The organism is Gardnerella sp. DNF01157, from assembly GCF_049244225.1.
Classification (GTDB): Bacteria; Actinomycetota; Actinomycetes; order Actinomycetales; family Bifidobacteriaceae; genus Bifidobacterium; species Bifidobacterium leopoldii.
Genome location: NZ_CP058388.1, coordinates 849364 through 868864, shown reverse-complemented (window position 1 = coordinate 868864; position 19501 = coordinate 849364). Strand labels below are relative to the sequence as shown.

12 protein-coding genes are annotated in these 19501 nt (G+C 38.9%); 6 read left to right on the top strand and 6 right to left on the bottom strand.

All coding sequences use genetic code 11. From position 1 onward, the window contains the following. Position 1: 1 nt before the first annotated feature. The 4 genes from HXT38_RS03230 to HXT38_RS03215 are packed head-to-tail and all read right to left on the bottom strand — an operon-like array spanning position 2 to position 5730. Complete coding sequence (locus HXT38_RS03230) at positions 2–1957, bottom strand: FAD-binding protein (RefSeq protein WP_004106934.1); 1956 nt, start codon at positions 1955–1957, stop codon at positions 2–4. Between the two features lie 40 nt (positions 1958–1997). Continuing rightward, the gene (dprA, locus tag HXT38_RS03225; protein WP_004106920.1) at positions 1998–3542 is read right to left on the bottom strand and encodes a DNA-processing protein DprA; all 1545 of its coding nucleotides are present in this window, start codon (positions 3540–3542) and stop codon (positions 1998–2000) included. Next, complete coding sequence (locus HXT38_RS03220) at positions 3539–5182, bottom strand: YifB family Mg chelatase-like AAA ATPase (protein WP_004106917.1); 1644 nt, start codon at positions 5180–5182, stop codon at positions 3539–3541. The genes dprA and HXT38_RS03220 overlap by 4 nt, the downstream gene beginning before the upstream one ends. Next, positions 5182–5730, bottom strand: a complete 549-nt coding sequence (locus HXT38_RS03215) for a YraN family protein (protein ID WP_004106913.1) — start codon at positions 5728–5730, stop codon at positions 5182–5184. Before HXT38_RS03215 ends, HXT38_RS03220 begins: the two co-directional genes overlap by 1 nt. A gap of 321 nt (positions 5731–6051) precedes the next feature. Between HXT38_RS03215 and HXT38_RS03210 the strand changes: the two genes are divergently transcribed. The 4 genes from HXT38_RS03210 to HXT38_RS03195 all read left to right on the top strand — a co-directional run bounded on the left by HXT38_RS03210 (position 6052) and on the right by HXT38_RS03195 (position 13624). Next, entirely contained in the window at positions 6052–7374 is a 1323-nt protein-coding gene (locus HXT38_RS03210) for an O-acetylhomoserine aminocarboxypropyltransferase/cysteine synthase family protein (RefSeq protein ID WP_421791608.1), read from the top strand. A 270-nt stretch (positions 7375–7644) separates the two neighbouring features. Next, a complete protein-coding gene (locus tag HXT38_RS03205) occupies positions 7645–8484 on the top strand; it encodes an ABC transporter ATP-binding protein (protein ID WP_004106907.1) in 840 nt (279 codons plus the stop codon). A 17-nt stretch (positions 8485–8501) separates the two neighbouring features. Continuing rightward, entirely contained in the window at positions 8502–11195 is a 2694-nt protein-coding gene (locus HXT38_RS03200) for an ABC transporter permease (protein ID WP_004106904.1), read from the top strand. A gap of 383 nt (positions 11196–11578) precedes the next feature. Continuing rightward, positions 11579–13624, top strand: a complete 2046-nt coding sequence (locus HXT38_RS03195) for a chromosome partitioning protein ParA (protein WP_174143374.1) — start codon at positions 11579–11581, stop codon at positions 13622–13624. An 81-nt stretch (positions 13625–13705) separates the two neighbouring features. Here HXT38_RS03195 and HXT38_RS03190 read toward each other — a convergent pair whose 3' ends face one another. Beyond that, entirely contained in the window at positions 13706–14488 is a 783-nt protein-coding gene (locus HXT38_RS03190) for a response regulator (protein WP_004106900.1), read from the bottom strand. An 18-nt stretch (positions 14489–14506) separates the two neighbouring features. Next, a complete protein-coding gene (locus HXT38_RS03185) occupies positions 14507–17035 on the bottom strand; it encodes a sensor histidine kinase (protein ID WP_421791605.1) in 2529 nt (842 codons plus the stop codon). Between the two features lie 116 nt (positions 17036–17151). On the opposite strand from HXT38_RS03185, the gene HXT38_RS03180 reads away from it, so the two are divergent. Both HXT38_RS03180 and proC read left to right on the top strand, forming a co-directional pair. Beyond that, positions 17152–18534, top strand: coding sequence for an alpha/beta fold hydrolase (locus HXT38_RS03180; protein ID WP_064340433.1), 1383 nt, complete (start codon positions 17152–17154; stop codon positions 18532–18534). Positions 18535–18660: 126 nt separating this feature from the next. Then, positions 18661–19464 carry a pyrroline-5-carboxylate reductase gene (gene proC, locus HXT38_RS03175; RefSeq protein WP_004106891.1) on the top strand — a complete coding sequence of 268 codons (804 nt, stop codon included), beginning with the start codon at positions 18661–18663 and terminating at the stop codon, positions 19462–19464. Positions 19465–19501: the final 37 nt, after the last annotated feature.

Below are 19501 nucleotides of genomic sequence, written 5' to 3'. Positions count from 1 at the left end.
TTTAAATTATGCTATTTTCAGTATAAAAATCTCCTTTACTATCTTGTTTAAAATCAATAACATTCACTGGCTTTTTTGCCAAGTTTCCATCAAAGTCAATGAACGAGTGTTGTGGCAATGAAGAAATATCATGTTTTGGATAGTCTCTTCTAAAGAAAGCACCTCTAGATTCATGTCTAGCAAGTGAAGATTGTAATACTGCTTTTGCAAGTAGTGACATGTTCTTTATTTCCCATATTGCAGTAATTTCTTGGTTAAAAACTAAATTATCGCTATGAATGTGTAATGACTGAATTTTAGGATCTATAAATTCTTGTATGTCATTGAGTGCTTTCTTAATTGATTGTTCGTCGCATGATATTGCAACAGCGTTTTCCATGATTTTTCCTAAATCTGCAAATAATTTATAAGGATTATCTTCTTCTATTTGTGAAGATTCGTCGTTATAACTGTTGTCTGTAAAATCTGTAACTTGCTTCGCACTCGTTTCCATAAGCTGATTAAGTTCATTATTTCTTTGTTTATATAAGACTTGTAGTGCAACATTACTTGAGATAGTTTTATTGGTTTCGTTCGTTTCGTTCGTTTCATTGATTTCGTTACTGTTAGTTTCATCATCCTTGTTTAAGTTTTTCAATTCTTTTGCTATTGTTGCTCCCGCACGATTTCCAAAAAGGCATGCGTCAAGCAAGGAGTTTCCTCCTAATCGATTAGCTCCGTGCACTCCTACGCATGAGCATTCTCCGGCAGCATATAAACCATAAACAATATTTTGGTTGTTATTTTGCCATCTATATACTTTTCCATTCAAAGTTATCGGTATTCCGCCCATTGTGTAGTGAGCTGTAGGGCGAATTGGGACTAAATCGCAAGTTGGGTCAAGATGAGCATATTTTTCAATAGTTTCTGTAACTTGTGGCAAGTATTCCAACATATTTTCTCGGCTGATATGTGTCATATCTAGCCAAACACAATCGTTATGCGAATTGCTTTGTTGCGTAGTTGTTGAATCGTTTACACCTCTTCCTTCGCGAATTTCTTTGGCAATTGCACGAGAAACAACATCTCTTGGAGCTAAATCTGCATGTACTTCATCGTACTTTTTCATAAAAGCTTCGCCATTTGAGTTCCTAAGCACGCCGCCTTCAGCTCTTGCTGCTTCTGAAAGCAGAATACCAGTATGAGCTAGTCCAGTAGGGTGGAATTGGATGAACTCGCAGTCTTCAAGTTGTAATCCTGCTTTTAAAGCTAAGGCCATGCCGTCGCCTGTTAAATCCCACGAATTAGATGTTGTTGCAAATAATCTTCCCGATCCGCCTGTAGCTAAAAGTAAGAATCTAGACCTTATTGCTCGCAAGTTTCCTGCAGATAAATCAAATGCAACAATTCCCTCAACGCTCATAGTTTGATCGTTTATAGCAACATCTGTTACGTAACAATCTTCAGCAAATACAATATTCTCGGAAACACATTGTTGCCATAAGCTATGCAAAATTTGGTGGCCAATACGATCTGCAGCAAAAGCTGCACGTTCAATTGGATTCTTTCCAAAATTAGCAGTATGTCCACCAAAACGGCGTTGATTAATATATCCATTTTGCGTTCGAGAAAATGCTACGCCATCATGTTCAAGCTGAATAACTGTTTTCGGCGCTTCTTTTGCAAGCAGCTTTGCTGCATCTTGATCGCTTAGCCAATCTCCGCCATGAACTGTGTCATAATAATGCCATTGCCATTTGTCTTGTTCAACATTTCCAAGGCTTGCTGCTATACCTCCTTCAGCAGAACCCGTGTGTGAACGCAATGCTGGCACTTTAGAAATCACTAAAATTGATGGTGTTTTTCCTTCTTTTTTCATGCATTCGTATTCTTCGGATTTAATTAATCCTAGTGCTGCAGATAATCCTGCAGCTCCAGCGCCAACAATAATAACATCGTAGTATTCGCTTGATTGCATACTTTTATTTTCTCACATATCTTGTATTGGGCGCGTTATTTTACGCTACTTTTTGCTGTGATAATGTTAAATTTTCTTTATTTTGTACAATAATTCCTTCCAATTCTAGCAATGCAATTTTCCCAGAAATTTCAGCAATAGATGGTATGTAATCTAATTGTTTTTCTTCGTAAGAAGCTTTTATTATTTCGTATATTCTGTCAACATTTGCAAGTTCACGTTTGCGTTTGCATGTTGTAATTGCGTCGATAATTAGTTTTTGCGTATTGTCATAATTTTTATAGTCTATACTTAATTTTTCTGGTTTAGGTTGAGAATAAGCAAAGTAATGATGAGATTGAGGAAACAGAATATCTATATCTTGATTTGAACACAATATTATAGCTTGTGAATCGTGTATTAGCTTGTTGCATCCTGCATTATTAGGCTGATTGATATCTCCTGGTATGGCGTATAGTTCGCGATTTAAATCAGTTGCCCATGTTGCAGTATTTAGCGCTCCGGATTGTAATCTTGCTTGAGCAACTATAATTTTTGATGCTAGAGCTGCAATAATTCTATTTCGTAATAAAAATCTGTGGCCTACAGGTATTGTATCTGGGCATAGTTCGCTAATACACGCTCCGCCTTTTGCAATAATTTGTTCAAAAAGCTGATAATTGCATCTGGGTCCCATATGATTTAATCCTCCAGCAAATACAGCAATGGTTTTTCCTGTAGGCTTATTTTCATCTACATCTTGTGCATCTAATGCGCCCCAATGTGCTGCTGCATCAATTCCGTACGCTCCACCAGAAATAACAGTATGGCCTTTCGAAGCGCAATCATAAGCAAATTGATATGCAAGTTCTCTTCCGTAGTCTGTGCAAGAGCGTGAGCCAACAATAGCAAGTGGATTATGACATTGTGTTAATGCTTGTGGATTCCCTACACCCCACAAGCATAAAGGTGGTGAGAAATGACTCTGAAAAGCCAAATCTTGTAATTGTTTCGGCCAATATTTGCTGTGTGGTGCAATAATCCATTGCTTTCCGCCAGAAGTGAACCATTGACATAGTGATTCATTATTCCATGTTGGTAAATGCAATAATCGAACGCACCATTTTGAAATAGAATTGTGTAACACTTCTAAAGACTTAGGCGCATTATTGTTGTGATAACCCCACGCTGTTAAGCCCTTCTTGAAATAATTTTCTAAGAGTGTAAGTTCTTTATGGTTTTTTATGAAACTTATCATTGTAGATACTAATTCTTGATTTTTGTTACGTTTTCTTGAGCTAAAAGTTTTAGAATTGGCATCGTTTTCTTGATCTGCTACTTCACTAATAATTGGAAGTTGCATTTGTTGAGCTGAGCCTGTTGATTGTTGTTTCGTAAAATTTTTCACAATTGTTTTTAATATTGAAACAATTTCTTTAGCGCTTTTAGATCCCAATAGTAGCGTGTACATAATTGCATCCGCTCCTTCAAGGCAGAATGTAAGTATTGCACGAGATATTGTTTCTTCGTCTGGTGAAGAAAAATCGCTAGGTGAACTAATGGTTTCTTCATTGTTATCCGTGTTGTTTATGTTCTTAGTATTCATATTCGTGTCCTTAAACTGATTGCTTGTGCAATGTCTGTCATGTCTGGTGAAGTGTGTCCAGAAAGATCAGCAAGCGTCCACGCGAGTCGCAATGCTCTATCTGCTCCTCGCAAACTCAATTGATGCTTTTCTAATGCACGGTTGATAAGTCCTACAGCTTGCTGTGAAGTGTATTTTCTAAGCCATGTTCCAGATGCTTGTGCGTTGCAATCCCAGCCTTGTTTTATAAAACGGTCGCGAGCAATTTTACGAGCTTCTATTACGTTATCTCGCATTGTTTTGCTATTCAGATACGTGTTTTTAACTGAGTTTTGTGCATTGTCTTGATGATGGTTTGAAATAATAATTCGTTCTACTGGAGGTACATCCATTTGAATATCAATACGGTCAAGAATTGGACCTGAAAGGCGTGAAAAATATCGTGCTCTTTCGCGCTCTTTGCAAGTACATCGTTCTCCATTTCCGTATGCGTATCCGCAAGGACAAGGATTTGCAGCAACAACAAGCTGGAATTTAGCTGGATAAAGAGTTGTCCCTTTTGAACGAGAAATAGCAATATGCCCTGATTCCAATGGTTCTCTTAGGGTTTGCAATACTCTAGGAGAAAACTCTGGAGCCTCATCCATAAACAGCACTCCGCAATGTGCTCTAGTAATAATCCCAGGTTTTGCAACTCCTGTTCCTCCTCCAATAAGAGAAGTTGCTGAAGCAGTATGGTGAGGTGCTTCAAATGGTGGAATATTGCTAATTCCGTAATAGGGTAGTGTTCCACAAAGTGAACGAATTGAAGCAACCTCAAGCTGTTCTTGTTCGTTAAGTGGACACATAATGCTTGGTATTCGTGAAGCTAGCATGGTTTTCCCAGATCCTGGAGGCCCAATCATCATTACGTGATGCCCTCCAGCTGCAGCAACTTGTAGAGCCCATTTTGTATGTTCTTGCCCTATTACTTCAGACATATCTCCAATTTCATATTTTGGTTCAATTTGTAGTGGAGAAGTGCTTTCTTCGTGAATTGACGAATTATAATCTTCTTCTCCATTGTTATAATTTCCATTTCGTTCAAGGACTTGCATATGTTTATACGCAGGGTCTTCTTCAATAAGCTTGAGTGATTCTTCGCTCAAACTGCCATGCAATTGCGTCACTAAATCTAAAATATGGTGTATTCCAATAGATTCAATTCCATCTACAAGTTGTGCTTCGGCAAGATTTTCTTGCGGAATAAGCATTCGTTTAAAATGCATCTTTTTTGCGTAAAGTGCAATAGGAAGAATGCCTTGAATAGGTAATACTGTCCCGTCAAGATTTAGTTCTCCTAAAATAACTGTATTTTCTAATTCTGTAAGTGGAATATACTTTTCTGCGCTTAGTATGCTTGCCGCGATAGCTAAATCGTATGATGCTCCGCTTTTTGGCATTGAAGCAGGAGATAAGTTTACTGTTACCCTTCCTTCAGGCCATTTGCAATGCAACGCAAAATGAGCTGATTTAACGCGCTCTCTTGCTTCGCTTAATGAAGTGTCAGGTAAGCCGATAATAGAAAAGTTTGGCATATTTCCAGATATAAAAGCTTGCAGCTGAATAGTAAAAGCTTTAAGACCAATAAGTCCTATTGATGTTGCGTTTCCAATATGCATTAGAATGCTCCTTGAACATGCTTGAATTGGATTGATGAATTATCTTCAATTTCTTCCAAAGATTGCAATTCATATGCAGAATCTGGATAAGTGTATTTGTTAATAATAAGAATAGATACAGCGTCAAATCGAATACGGTAATGAGGTATGTCGCTTCCGAATTCTTCCAGCCATTTCATACCAGTTGTACGTAATTTGCTACATTTTTCTTGAGTAATTGCTTCAAGTGGAGTGCCACAACGTACGCTTCTTCGAGTTTTTACTTCCACGAATACCAATTTTTGTTCTGGAGTAATCATCACCAAATCTAGCTCTCCATTACGGTAATGCCAGTTTCGGTCAATAATGTGCCACCCTTTTTGTATGAGTCGCAAAGCTGCGTATGTTTCTCCCAGTTTTCCCAACTCTTTACTTTCAAGAGAATCATCTTGAAGCTCGTTGGACACTTGTTCAAGTTTTTCTTGCAAAAATACTTGAGCAGTCTCAGCGTCGCCAATCTCGTCAAGCGAGATAATTTCATCGTTAATAATGTGTTTTTGTGTAATCATGCTGCTATTTTCTGTGCTTATTGAGCAGTAATCCAGATTTTTTAAGCATTGTGGATAAAAGCTGCATACGGCGTGTTGTATTAGAAATTCAGTATATTTTCTGTATTTTTCTAAAACAGATTTCGCTATTTTTTGCAAACTGTTAATTCGTTATAGCTAATTTTGATAACCGCAGGTATGTACGAATGAACCATAGTGGCATATTGTCGTTATCACTTAAATAAATATGTAAACAGAAAACGGAAAAGTAAGTGGATGCGCAAAGTGAGCTGAAGCAAACTAATCTACTGTTTGAAAAAGTCGCAAAACTGGAGGGGTATTATGAGCGATATTGAAGAAACGCAAGGAAAGTATCATTTTGAAACCTTGCAGTTGCATGTTGGTCAAGAGCAGGCGGATCCGGCAACTGATTCTCGTGCAGTTCCTATTTATCAAACAACAAGCTACGTGTTCCACGATTTTGATCATGCCGCTGCTCGTTTTGATTTGCGTGACGCTGGAAATATTTATGGCCGTTTGACGAATTCTACTCAAGATGTTTTTGAGCGTAGAATTGCAGCTCTTGAAGGTGGAACTGCAGCTTTGGCTGTTGCTTCTGGTGCGGCAGCTGTAGACTATGCTATTCGTAACATCACTCAGCAGGGCGATCACATTGTGTCTTCAAAGAATGTGTATGGTGGAACTTATAACCTTCTTCGTCATACTCTTCCTCGAGATGGTGTAACAACTACTTTTGTGGATCCTAAGAATCCTCAGAACTTCGAGGATGCAATTCAGCCGAATACGAAGCTCGTGTACTTTGAAACTTTTGGTAATCCTAATGCTGATTTGCCTGATTTTGAGGCTATTTCCGAGATTGCGCATCGCCACAATCTTCCTGTTTTTGTTGACAACACTTTTGCAACTGCATACTTGTTCCGTCCGCTTGAGCATGGTGCAGATATTGTAGTTGAGTCTGCTACGAAGTTTATTGGCGGCCATGGCACAACTCTTGGTGGCATTATTGTTGAAGGCGGCAATTTTGATTGGGCTAAAGTCCCTGGAAAATTCCCAACTCTTACTGAAGCTGACCCTAGCTATCATGGTTTGAACTTCTATGATGCTTTAGGATCTGTGGCTTTTGTGACTCGTATTCGTGCGATTATTTTGCGCGATACTGGCGCTTGCATTAGCCCGTTTGCTGCATTCTTGCTTTTGCAAGGCACGGAAACTTTGAGTTTGCGTGTTGAGCGTCACGTTGAGAATGCGTTGAAGGTTGTTCAATATTTGCAAACTGTGCCAGAGGTTGAATCTGTAAGTCATCCTTCTATTGAAGGTCGTTCTGATCACGAGCTTTATAAGCGCTACTTCCCGAATGGTGGAGGCTCTATTTTCACGTTTGATATTAAAGGTGGAAGGGATGCAGCTCGCATATTTATTGACAATTTACAGTTTTTCTCATTGCTTGCAAATGTTGCTGACGTAAAGTCATTGGTTATCCATCCTGCATCTACTACGCACTCTCAGGAAACTTCTGAAGAGTTGGAAGATCAGGGCATTCATGAAGGTACTATTCGTTTGTCTATTGGAACTGAACATATTGACGATATTCTTGCCGATTTGCAGCGCGGATTTGACGCTGTTCGTAAAGCAGGACTTGCTTAAATAGAAAAGAGAAAGCAAAGTAAAAAATTATTAATTAAAAATATTCCTGAAGATCCATTACCATTTTATTCGGAGCGCATTCGTATTTGTATGTGCTCCGATTTTTTATACATTATGTAAATTTACGCATCATACTTTAGGATGAGATGCTAATTTTTTCTAAATAATTTCCGCCTTACGCACGATAGTAACCAGCAGTCTTTTCACGTAAATTTAAGTATTAGCAGTAGATAACTATGCGATTACTACTTTTTAAGAAAAGGAGCAGTTATGAACAGTCCGTACGAAACAAGCTCATACGAGCAAGAAAATGCTTTAGATTTTAGAGCAGATTTTAACCAAAACTTGATTGGTGAGACGGCAGTTGCAGCTTTGCATGTTGTTAAAGATTTTGGCAAGGGTGCAGGCATTGTTCACGCTTTGCGAGACGTTAGTGTTAGCTTTGAGCGCGGCAAGTTCACTGCGATTATGGGCCCGTCTGGCTCTGGAAAGTCAACTTTAATGCATTCTTTGGCTGGTCTTGACAGCGTTAATTCTGGAAAAGTTTTGGTAGATGGCCTAGATATTACAGGAATGAGCGATAAACAGCTTACGCTTATGCGACGCGAAATGGTTGGGTTCATTTTCCAAAGTTTTAATCTTCTTCCAATGTTTAGTGCTGAGCAAAATATTCTTATGCCTCTTACTTTGGCAGGCAAAAAGCCAGATAAGCAATGGTTTAATACTTTGGTTTTAACTCTTGGCTTGCAAGATCGCTTAAAGCATAGGCCTGCTGAGCTTTCTGGCGGTCAGCGACAACGCGTTGCAATTGCTCGAGCTTTAATCTCTAAGCCTTCCGTAGTTTTTGCGGATGAGCCTACTGGTAATCTTGACTCTGCTTCCAGCTCAGAAGTTTTGCATTTTTTGAAGAAGTCTGTAACGGAACTTGGTCAAACTGTGATTATGGTTACTCACGACGCTGTTGCAGCGTCTTATGCGGATCGAGCAATCGTGTTTGCAGATGGTCAAATCGTTGAAGACGTGCAAAATCCTACTGCAGAAGGAATGAGCAAGATGCTTATGGAACGCAGCGAGGCTGGCGTTAATAATCAGCCTGCTCAATTGCAATAAAAGGTGGTGAAGTTAGAATGTGGAAAATCGCACTAAAACTTATGCGTAAAAGCGTGCGCATGCTAATCGCCTCTGGAATTGCAATTCTTATAGGCAGCATGTTTATGAGCGCTACTTTGCTTTTTGCAAACAGCGTTGATGACTTGATGGTTCGCAATGCAACAGATGAATTCGGTAGCGCAAATTATGCAATCTCATTTAGGAATCCTAACAGCTCTCCGAGTAGTGAAATTCATTACAAAGACCTTCATTTAGACAAAATATCGAAGATGCCTGGCGTTAATGGCATTCGTAGTGACGATGCGACTGCGCTTGTAAGAGTAGAAAAAGGTGATAAATCAGTTACGAGTATCGCTTGGTCTAATGGTTTGTACGGAAATCTTCCTGTGTATAAATCAACAGAAGGTAGAGATCCGCAAAAAATAGGCGAAATTACGCTTATTAAAAGTATTGCAAAATCAATACATGCAAACATTGGCGATACTATAACTTTGGTTAAAGTAGATGACACTGGCGGAGATAAAGAAAAATCGTACGATGTTCGTGTGGTTGGTCTTGTAGACGATGGAGAACATTCTCAAATACCAGTTTCAAATCGCGGCACGTATCTTGGTGGAGTAACGAATGATTTTTGTGCAAAACTCAACAATCTTAAGAATTTTGACAATGAAGTTGTGCAAAGCAAAGTGTACATGAGTATTGATGAATCTAAAATAAACGATTTATCTCCTAAGATTAACTCTTTGCTTCCTTCGAGATTCTCTCTTATGTCTAGGCATGAAGTTGGCGTAAGAGCTGTTCGAAATGTGTCTAACGGCACTAATTTTGTAACCATGTTCTTGCTATCTTTTGGTATCCTAGCGTTGCTTATTTCTTCGCTTGTTATAGCAAACACATTCCAAGTATTAGTTGCACAGCGTAGACGAACTCTTGCGCTTTTGCGCGTAATCGGCGCACAGTCACACCAGCTTTATGCGGCAGTTTTGCTTGAAGCTGCAATACTTGGAGTTATTTCTGCAGGTGTTGGTGTGCTTTGCGCAATCGGATTTATGGGCGCAATTAGTAATGTGAATATTAATTCTGGACCGTTATCTAAGATTCCTTTGATTGTTTCACTTCCGGCAATTGTGTGGCCAATAGCAATTGGCACGATTGTAACAGTTCTTGCATCTATGAGTGCTGCTCGATCTGCTACAAAAGTAACGCCTATGGAAGCGCTGCGACCAATGGATTTGATTAAAGATAAGCGTGCAAGCATTATTCGCGCTGTTTTTGGCGTTCTGTTTATTGTTGTAGGTATTTTAGCTACGGCTTTAAGTGCTACTTCTTTGGCAAGCATGATTGCGGGTAAGTCGCCTACTGCTGGTTCTGACTCTTGGATGACTTTGCTTGGAGCAATGTTTGGTTGTGCGCTTGTTTTTATTGGCATTATTATTACAGCAACATTCTGGATGCCGTTTGCTATGAAGGCAACTGGAGCAATTATGGCGCTTTGTGGGCCCGCGTCTAAAGTTGCTAATGCAAACGTGCAAAGAAATCCTAGAAGAGTTGCAGCAACTGGAACAGCTTTGCTTATTGGAGTAACGCTTGTTTCTACAGTAGTAACGGGCGCAATTTGTGGTAAAGCAACTCTTAAAGGTGTTGTTGATGACCATTACAGTGTTGACATTATTATTCAAGGCAAGAATGTTGATGAATCTTTAGCTGCCGACATTTCAAAGATTAGTGGAATAAAGCATACTGAGTTGCTTCCTGCAGTTCCTATGACTTTTAAGAACGCTAAGGGCAAAACTGAGTATGCTATGGCAGCTGGAGTTGATAATGTAAATCAACTTAAAAATGTAATGCACACTGATCTTGATGGCGTTAATATAAACAAAGATTCTGTGCTTTTGCCTAAGTTTAACGAAGAAGGGGGAGAACCCTTTGAACTTAAAAAAGGAAACCTTAATCTACAAGCTTATGTAGAAAAGTACAGTTCTGGTGAAACAGACAGTGATGATATTACGCCATTTACCGGAATGAATACAGACCCGAGTAATAACGATAAGAGCATTACTGTAAAGCAAGTTCAGTTTAAGAAGTATAGGAATGTCAATATATATTCAAGGAATACTGCTTTTGTGAGCAAATCTTACTTCAATAACTACCTTAAGCCTACAACGCATATTCTGCTTATTTCGGTAGACTCTAGCAAAGCTAATCTTGTAGATATTGTTAAGAATATTAGAAATATTACATCTAGCTATGCGGAGGTTATGGCTGGTGGAAGCGTGTTCCAGCGAGCGCAGTGGGAAAGTGCTATCGACGTAATGATGATGTTGCTTGTTGGCTTAATAGCAGTAGCTGTTGTGATTGCTTTAATAGGTGTTGCAAACACATTAAGCTTGTCTGTTATTGAGCGAACCAAAGAATCTGCAACTTTGCGAGCAATCGGCATGACAAGAGGACAGGTTAGAAGATCTCTTGCGTTGGAAGCAACGTTGATTTCCTTAACAAGCACCGTTTCTGGCTTGATTGTTGGAACAGCGTTTGGGTGGATTGGATCCTACATGGTGTTTAGCGCAATTGGCAAAGTTCCGTTTGTAATTGATTGGACTATTTACGCGGTTCTTGCTCTAATCGCTTTGCTTGCAGCGCTTCTTTCCAGCGTTCTTCCAGCTCGTAGAGCAGTAAAGTCTTCGCCAGTAGTTGCGCTCGCGGAGGACTAAATTTCGTAAGAACATATGTGAAAAGATAGTCTGTAGAAGTTAAGTTGCAGAAAAAATAGAGATAATGCCGGTATGTAAATTTTACTTATCGGCATTATCTTTTTCTTAGGCTTTTTCGACACTCTGAAAAAATTTGTAATATTGTTATTATTTTTTAAAAATTATTGTGTATAACTATTCGAATTATATAATATTATGTGCATAATTGGCATTTTTTATTAATGGTCTTCAAAAATAATACGATTATTATTCATTATGACAAGTTTTATCGGAAATATTCCGAATAAATAGCGTTGAAAATGTATTTATTCCTTTGTTATGCTCAAGGATGACTGCTGACATAAGTTAGACATGAAGGCCGCTACGAGCAAGGAGTAACAAATATGGTAACGGTCAAGAAAAAATCTGCCGCAGCAATCGCAGGATTTGTTTTGTTCCTGCAAGGCCCAATGCCAGCATGGGCGCAAGAAGCTGTTGAGGATGTACAAAATACGCAAGCTCAAACAGAGGTGACTGCAAAAGCATCTACTGAAGAAGCAATTGAAAAAGCTGAAGAGCAGGTTCAGCAATTAGAAGCTCAAATTGAAGAGTATAAGAAAAAAGTTGCAGAATTTGACGATCTTTTAAGTAAAATCTCTGAAACTGAAAAAGGATTTGAAAACGTTGAGAAAGATAAGGAAAAGGAACTTTTAGAAGCTGAAAATGCATTGAAAATGGATTCCGAAGCCGCAAAAGTAAAAATTGCAGAATTTGAAAAATCCAAAGAAGAAAAGGATAACGAGCTTATTGGATTAAAAGCCGCATATGAACTTTTAAAAGAGCAATATGATCATGCAAAATTAGCTCTTGATGCTTTGCAAAGTGACGAAGAAGAAAAAAGTCAAACAAAAGAAAGAGCTGCAGCTAATATAAAACAATATGAATCACAGATTTCAGATCTTCACAAAGAAGTAGATAATCTTAATGAATCTATTGCAAGTGATTCTGCTCAAATTAAAGAGTATGATACAAAAATCGGTGAATTGGAATCCGCATTAGAAAAAGTTGATCCAAACGATGGTGATAATATTTATTCTATAGCGGAGCAGTTTAGAAAAGTCTCTAATGATCAAACTTCACTTAGCAAAAAAGTTGAAGAAAATAAGAAACTTGTTGCTGCTAAAGAAAAAACTGTGAAAGAATTAGAAGTTCTTTTCCAGAATGCAAAGCAAGAATTTGAAAAAGTAAGTGAAGATCTTCAAAAAATTAAAGATCAAATTGATGAGTCTAAAAAAGATGTAGCTAGTAAGCTTGAAGCTTCCAACAGTAAAGATTCTGAAGTAAAGAAAGCAGAGTCTGAAACAAAGCTTCTTAATAATATTATTGAGAACTATAAGTTAGTTGACGACAAAAAGAAACTAGATGAAAAAATTAAGTCATTAAGAAATGGCTTTGAAGGCGCTAAAACATTTAAGAACAATCAGATTCAGGAGAGAACTGCGAAAAGTGATTTAAAGAAGCAAGCTGAGGATTCTTTAAAGGACGCAGAAAAGAATCTTGAGGAAGCTAAAGCTAAAGTTACTATTCTTAAAGCTCAATTGAAGAAGGAAAAAGATCAAAAAGATCAGCAAAGTGGTAACAGTTCTGCTGGTAATAATGAGGCAAAAGAATCAGGAAAACAGACTGGTCCTACTGCTCCAGCACCTTCTGATTCTAAAAAAGATAATGAATCTCAAGAGCATGCTGCTCCAGTCCCTGCACCTCCAGTAGCATCTGCTCCGAAAGTAGCTGCTCCTGCCGAATCCGATACACAATCAAATGCTGCTTCTGAGGTTCCTAAAGCTAAGGTTCCAGTGCCATCTGTTAATTCTCCGGTTGTGCCGCCAGCTTCTGCGGCTCCAACAGTACCAGTTCCTACTGTTCCTACTGTTCCGTCGGCACCTGCTGCTCCTGCAACCCCTGCGGTTCCAGCAGTTCAAGTTGAAAATAATTCAACTCATGTTGTTCCTGCAGCTTCTGCGGTTCCAGCAGTGCCAAGCTCCAAGCCTTCTGATGCAAATACTCAGAAAGTAGTAGTTCCGGTTGTTGAAATAGTTAAAAAGGTTTCTTCTGCAGCCGAATCTCATGCTCCAGCTGCTGCTAATACTTCTTCTTCGCCTGTGACTCCGACAGACAATACTTCAAAAACAAACCAGTCAACCGAATCACAGGTTTCAGAAGAAAACTCTACGAAGCCTGAAAATAACAAGGGTGATGTTGAGGAAGTTGAAGAAAAGACTCCTGTTGAAAGCAATAAGCCACAAGCTCAAGCTAAAGTTGCAGGCGAAAACAAGTCTTCTGGTAATATGCTTAGCACTATAATGCTAGGCGTTTTGGGTGCATTAACTATTTCTGGAGCTGCTGCTGCCGGCGTGACTGTTATGCGTCACCGTCGCCTTCCAAGAGCATAAATTAAAAGGCTACTAGGTACGTTGATAATCTAAATTGCGGCTATTTGTGTCTATGCATAAACAGCCGCAATTTTATATTTTTTACGGCTTAACTAAGCCATTTTCGTAAGCGAAAACTACAGCTTGAACGCGGTCTCTAGCATCGATTTTTCCTAAAATATGCGCAACATGCGTTTTTACTGTGGGCAAGCTAATAAATAGTTTGTCAGCAATTTCCTGATTTGAAAGTCCGTGAGCAATTTCAACAAGAACTTCGCGTTCTCTATCAGTAAGTTCTGGAATAGCAGAATTTTCGTATGTGCAGCTTTGTGTTTCTTGTACATCCGGATTTGTTTGCGCAGTCGAACTTGCTTGTACATCGTAACTTGCTTGTGCGGTATAATTCGCAGCACTGTTTTCTGTAGTATTTGTTGCTACTTTGCTTTGCTGAATCATAGTTTCAATCAAACGCTTCGTAGCAGTCGGAGCAATAATTGCGTTTCCTTGATACACTGTTCGTATTGAATTAAGCAAAGTTTCAGGTTCAGTATCTTTCAAAAGGAACCCGGAAGCGCCAGCATGAATTGCAGCCATAACATATTCGTCTAAATCAAAAGTTGTCAGAATAATAATTTTAGTATTTTCGTTAGTTTTTTGCTGCAGAATCTTGCGAGTTGCTTCCAATCCGTCCATTACAGGCATGCGAACGTCCATAAGAATAATGTCTGGATGATCTCTTTCTGTAATCTCTACTATTTGTTTTCCATTCGCTGCTTGAGCAACAACTTGCATATCTTGCTGCGAGTTAATTACCATAGCAAATCCTGCACGAACAAGCTCCTGATCGTCTGCTATTGTAACGCGAATTACTCCATTGTTTTCCATATTTTCTATAGTATCAACTTATTCTTGCTTATTTAATGCACTGTGTTGAATTTGCTCATCGAGCGAGGGAGCAGGGCGAACTGCAATTTCAGTTACATTCGCACCATTATTTGCTGAATTAACGCTTGATCCTGTTTCTCGCAAAATTCCAAGCAATTTTCGCATATATTTTAGTGCTGAGCGACCTTCATCTCCAATATTTTTGAAAGCTTTACTAATTTCTTCACTTTGTCCCTGTGATTGCTCTGGGTCTGATGACTTTCGATTTTCTGTATTGTTATTTGCTTTTTCGTATTTATTTAGCATATCAATTCCGTTATTTGCGGCATCGATTACTTTATGCAGTGTAACAGCAACTTTTTGCTGAATATTTGAGCTAAGTCGCTGCCTTTCTGCGTTTGCTGCAAGTACTTCTAGCTGTTTTTGTTCTTGCTCGAGTTCTGTTCTGCGTGTTTTTAGAAGCAATAAATTATTGTCATCGTTTCTTCGGTAATAAGCAAACGCAATAACTGTAAAACAAATTAACGCAACTGCGAAACCAAAAACTAATCCTACGGATGCCATTTGCATAATGATATAAAAATTAGTCGTGTCTATATTCGATGTAAAGAATTGTATTGGAGTTGCATTTTTTGGAATATTTCTTGATGCGATGCCAATTTTTAGTGCAAAAATAGCAGATTCTAAAAGTACTATTGCGCTAATCCATTGCCATGCGCGCTTTTTGCCGTATAGAACCGCAGCATAAATAATGCTTGGAATGAATAAGTTAGCAAACAAAATATTAGGTAAGAATATTAGCTGTATTGCAGAAAATATTGCGGCAACAATTGCGCATGTTGTTGGAGATTTTCTACGGAACATAAACGGCACCATGGTTGCAAGAGTAAATACTCTATAAAATATTTCTAACGAAAGTGAGTCGAAATATTGTGAAGACATTCCATCTCCAAGAATAAAATCATAAGTTGGTACAAAAAGCATCAGAACAATCCAAGGCGCTGCATAAATAATGTCTCCAATAAGCCAATGTTGTTCAAACCATTGTGATACTTTCTCAATCTTATTTTGTGAAGCATTTACTTCTGGAAAAACTTTTGATGAGGTTGGAACATTTGCATTTGCCGGTTTTGTTTGCGCTACTGATTGATTATTAATTTTTGCATTCTTATAAGTAACGTTAGGAATACTATTTAATACAGAAGCAGTAGTATTTGACGGGTCTGTGCTGTAAGAATATGGAATAAAAGCAACAATACTAAACGTTCCATCGTTTAGTTTCCCGTAATTAAGCGTTCCGTGAAGATTTTCAATGCGTTCTTTCATGCCAATTAAGCCATAACCGTTTTTATGCTGCGCATTGCTATTTTGCGTTTGGTTAACTTCGATTTTGTGTATTTCATTTGTAATTTTTAGTTTTAAACCTTGGTTGTTCCATTCTTCATGAATGTTTACTTTAACGCATTCGCCTGCATGCTTGCGAATATTAGTAAGTGCTTCTTGAATAATTCTATATGATACAGTTTGTGCAGCTTTGTTGAGTTTATGAGAAGAATTTATGCCATCAACAGTATGCCAAAAAATATTATTTGGTGAAGCAATTCGCGCTTGCTCAATAAGTGATGGCACGTGATTCAAATTTGTGTCGTTAGAAGGTGCATCAGTTAAAGCTTCTAGCAGCCTACGCATGTCGTGAACGGCGCGCTCAGCTTCATTTTTAATAATATGCATTGTTTTTTTAGCGAGCGAAATATTTTGTGTTGCGGCATAACGGCCGCCATCTGCTTGCACAATAATAATAGAAAGCGTATGAGCAACAATATCGTGCATATCTCTAGCAATTCTTGCTCGCTCTGCAGTAACAGCAATGTGTTGAGCTTTTCGGCGGTACGCGCGAATAGCGTTATTGTGTTCTTGCAAAAGTTGAATAGTATGCACATGAGTGCGCTGCCAGTAGCCAATAATAACCGTAATAGTGGTAATAATAATCGCAAAAATTATGGAAGGAATCGCAAAATTAAGTATATTTGAAACGCAATTTTTTATATTACTGCTATTTATATTTCGTACACTGCAGGTATAACTAGATTTCGAATGATTATTGCCATATATTGGTCCCATTACAACATTCCACGATATTAATGCGCAAGATAATATGGTTGTTATGTAAGCTGTAATAACAAAAACTTTCGTATGCGTTGGGTTTCCGCGCGCAATAGCGTTAACAAGCAGCACGAAACCAAAGAAATCAGCGAAAAGTTGAGCTGGACCAAATATTACTTGCACAATGCAAATAACAATAAAAATAATAGCCGCCTGTTCAGGCCATATCTTTCTTACTGAAAGTAGTAGTGCAACAACGATATTTGTAAGCGCTACTGTAACCAGCGAACCCTGAGTCAGTAAACCGTCAACATAGCTTATACTATATCTATTGTTTGAAAGTATAAAAAGAATAAGTGGAATAATACCCCATAATATGTCGTTTAATGTGAGCTCTTTTCGTAAGGACTGTATAACACTTTGAAACATATTAGGTACTTTCATAATTACTAGGCTAGTGCATAGCACTTTATAGAACAATCGAACTTGAGTATGATTTATATAAGAATGTGTAATTGACATTGCATGTAGCATGCAAGAGTACAGAAAGGGAGTGCGAAATGGCGTTACTTACAAGCTATTATGTTCCGGGATTGCATATCGAAGAACGTGCAATTGACGTGCCGCTTGATTGGGAAGGAAACACTCCTGGTGGAGCTATTAAAGGCGAAACAATCCGATTGTTCTGTAGAGTAGTTTGTGCTCCTGAGCATGTACATGATAATTTGCCTTTGTTAGTATTTTTGCAAGGAGGTCCTGGTGGGCAGTGTCCGCGACCACTTTCGCCTTCTAGTGATGGCTGGATTCAAGAAGCTATTAAACATTTTCGCGTAGTCTTGCCGGATCAGCGTGGTGTTGGGCGTTCTTCAAGAGTAGACGCTTCAACTATGAAGCGCATGGCAGATGACGGTGTAAGCGTTGAGCGACAAGCCTGGTATTTAAAGCGTTTCTTGGCTGACTCTATTATTCGCGATTTTGAACATCTGCGACTTACTGAATTCGATGCTAAGCCATGGGTTTCACTTGGTCAAAGCTATGGTGGCTTCTTGACTCTTACATATCTATCACTATTCCCTCAAGGATTAATTGCAAGCTTTACAACAGGAGGTATTCCTCACGTTCCAGCAAATGCGCGTGAAGTCTATGAGCATACTTTTCCTCGTATGGCGCGTAAAACTGAGCAATTCTATGAGCGCTATCCGCAAGATGTTGCTCGTGCTGCAGCTATTGCAGATCGTATTGCACAGGGTGATGTTGTGCTTCCGAACGGTGAAAAACTTACGGTTGAGCGATTCCAAATGTTGGGTTCTTCATTTGGAATGAAACCAAGTTTTGAACGAGTGCATTGGTTAATTGACTCTGCGTTTGCAGATGGTGATGGTTCCTTGAAAGCATTTAAGCACGGCGGAGGAGCTTCTGCAGGTAGTTTAAGTGACGATTTTGTGTATGGTGTCATGGATTCTACAGCTTCTAGTCCACTTTATTGGCCATTACAAGAATTTATTTATGCTGATGGTGAATTGGAACACCCAATTTTGTGGGCTGCTCAGCAGGTTCGAGAAACTATGCCAGAGTTTTCTGGTTCTGCTCGCCCTATTATGTTTACAGGTGAAGCAATGTTTCCTTGGATGTACGATCAAGAGAAAGCTTTGCAACCATTCCTTCCAGCTGTTGACTGCTTGATGAAAGATAAGCAGTTTGGCAAAATTTACGATCAAGATCAACTTGCTAATAACGAAGTTCCATTGCAATCAGCAGTGTATTTTGATGACATGTATGTCGATTCTGGTCTTCAGCTTGACACTCTTTCTCGTATTGCCAACTCCCACTATTGGACAACGAACGAGTTTGAGCATGATGGTTTGCATGGAGACATTGTTTTCCGTCATTTGTTTGATGAGGCACTGAATCGTGGTGATTTAGAGGGAATTTATAAGAGATAAGCCATATATAAAGGTAATAATTTTAATATGCGCAATGATTATAGTGCACTCTTTGCTATGCTATACATCTGTTTGCTTAGTAATGAGTGCGCTATTGTTTTATCAATGCGCTAAAGGGGGTCGTGTATGAGTACTTGTGTATCTGAAACTGTTGGTTTTATAGGTTATGGCAACATGGCACAAGCAATCGCTAAAGGTGCACTGAATGCTGGCGTATTACAAGGTGAAAATATTGTTGCTTGCGCGCATAATTTTGAAAAACTCGAGCGTAATACTTCGCTGATTGGCGCTCGCGCTATGCACACTGCTCAAGAAGTATGTGAAGCAAGTGATGCGATTATTATTGCTGTAAAGCCATATCAGGTTGCTGAAGTACTTAAGCCAATTTGTGAAATTATTAATGAACGAGGTATTGCTGTTATTTCCGTTGCAGCCGGTTGGACGCTTGAGCGTTACATGGAACTACTTGGCAAGGAAGCTCATGTTCAGTGCATTATTCCTAATACTCCTATTTCTGTAGGCCAAGGTGTGACTTTAGCTGAAACTACTCATACGCTTACTGATAGTCAACTTTCAATGTTTAATGCTTTATTTGAGCCAATTTCTTTGGTAGAGCGAGTGACTAGTGATCATATGAATATTGCAATGTGTATTTCTAGCTGCGCTCCAGCTTTTACAGCAATGTACATGGAAGCATTGAGTGATGCTGGTGTGAAGTATGGTTTGCAACGTGATTGTGCTTACCGTTTGGCTGCAAAAATGATTGAAGGAGTAGGTGCGTTATACATGGATTCGCGCACGCATCCTGGTGCTATGAAAGATGCAGTGTGCTCTCCTGGAGGAACCACTATTCGTGGCGTTGCTGAGCTAGAATCTCGCGGATTTAGGGGAGATGTGATTGCTGCAGTTGATGCTATTGAAAATAAATAGTAAATAAAATCAAGTTGTGTCGGCTTTCCCGGCGCTG

What these genes read in the sequence shown, in the direction of transcription:
- HXT38_RS03230 (WP_004106934.1), bottom strand. Translation starts at nt 1,957, where the DNA reads ATGCAATCAAGCGAATACTACGATGTTATTATTGTTGGCGCTGGAGCT.
- dprA (WP_004106920.1), bottom strand. Translation starts at nt 3,542, where the DNA reads ATGAATACTAAGAACATAAACAACACGGATAACAATGAAGAAACCATT.
- HXT38_RS03220 (WP_004106917.1), bottom strand. Translation starts at nt 5,182, where the DNA reads ATGCATATTGGAAACGCAACATCAATAGGACTTATTGGTCTTAAAGCT.
- HXT38_RS03215 (WP_004106913.1), bottom strand. Translation starts at nt 5,730, where the DNA reads ATGATTACACAAAAACACATTATTAACGATGAAATTATCTCGCTTGAC.
- HXT38_RS03210 (WP_421791608.1), top strand. Translation starts at nt 6,052, where the DNA reads ATGAGCGATATTGAAGAAACGCAAGGAAAGTATCATTTTGAAACCTTG.
- HXT38_RS03205 (WP_004106907.1), top strand. Translation starts at nt 7,645, where the DNA reads ATGAACAGTCCGTACGAAACAAGCTCATACGAGCAAGAAAATGCTTTA.
- HXT38_RS03200 (WP_004106904.1), top strand. Translation starts at nt 8,502, where the DNA reads ATGTGGAAAATCGCACTAAAACTTATGCGTAAAAGCGTGCGCATGCTA.
- HXT38_RS03195 (WP_174143374.1), top strand. Translation starts at nt 11,579, where the DNA reads ATGGTAACGGTCAAGAAAAAATCTGCCGCAGCAATCGCAGGATTTGTT.
- HXT38_RS03190 (WP_004106900.1), bottom strand. Translation starts at nt 14,488, where the DNA reads ATGGAAAACAATGGAGTAATTCGCGTTACAATAGCAGACGATCAGGAG.
- HXT38_RS03185 (WP_421791605.1), bottom strand. Translation starts at nt 17,035, where the DNA reads ATGAAAGTACCTAATATGTTTCAAAGTGTTATACAGTCCTTACGAAAA.
- HXT38_RS03180 (WP_064340433.1), top strand. Translation starts at nt 17,152, where the DNA reads ATGGCGTTACTTACAAGCTATTATGTTCCGGGATTGCATATCGAAGAA.
- proC (WP_004106891.1), top strand. Translation starts at nt 18,661, where the DNA reads ATGAGTACTTGTGTATCTGAAACTGTTGGTTTTATAGGTTATGGCAAC.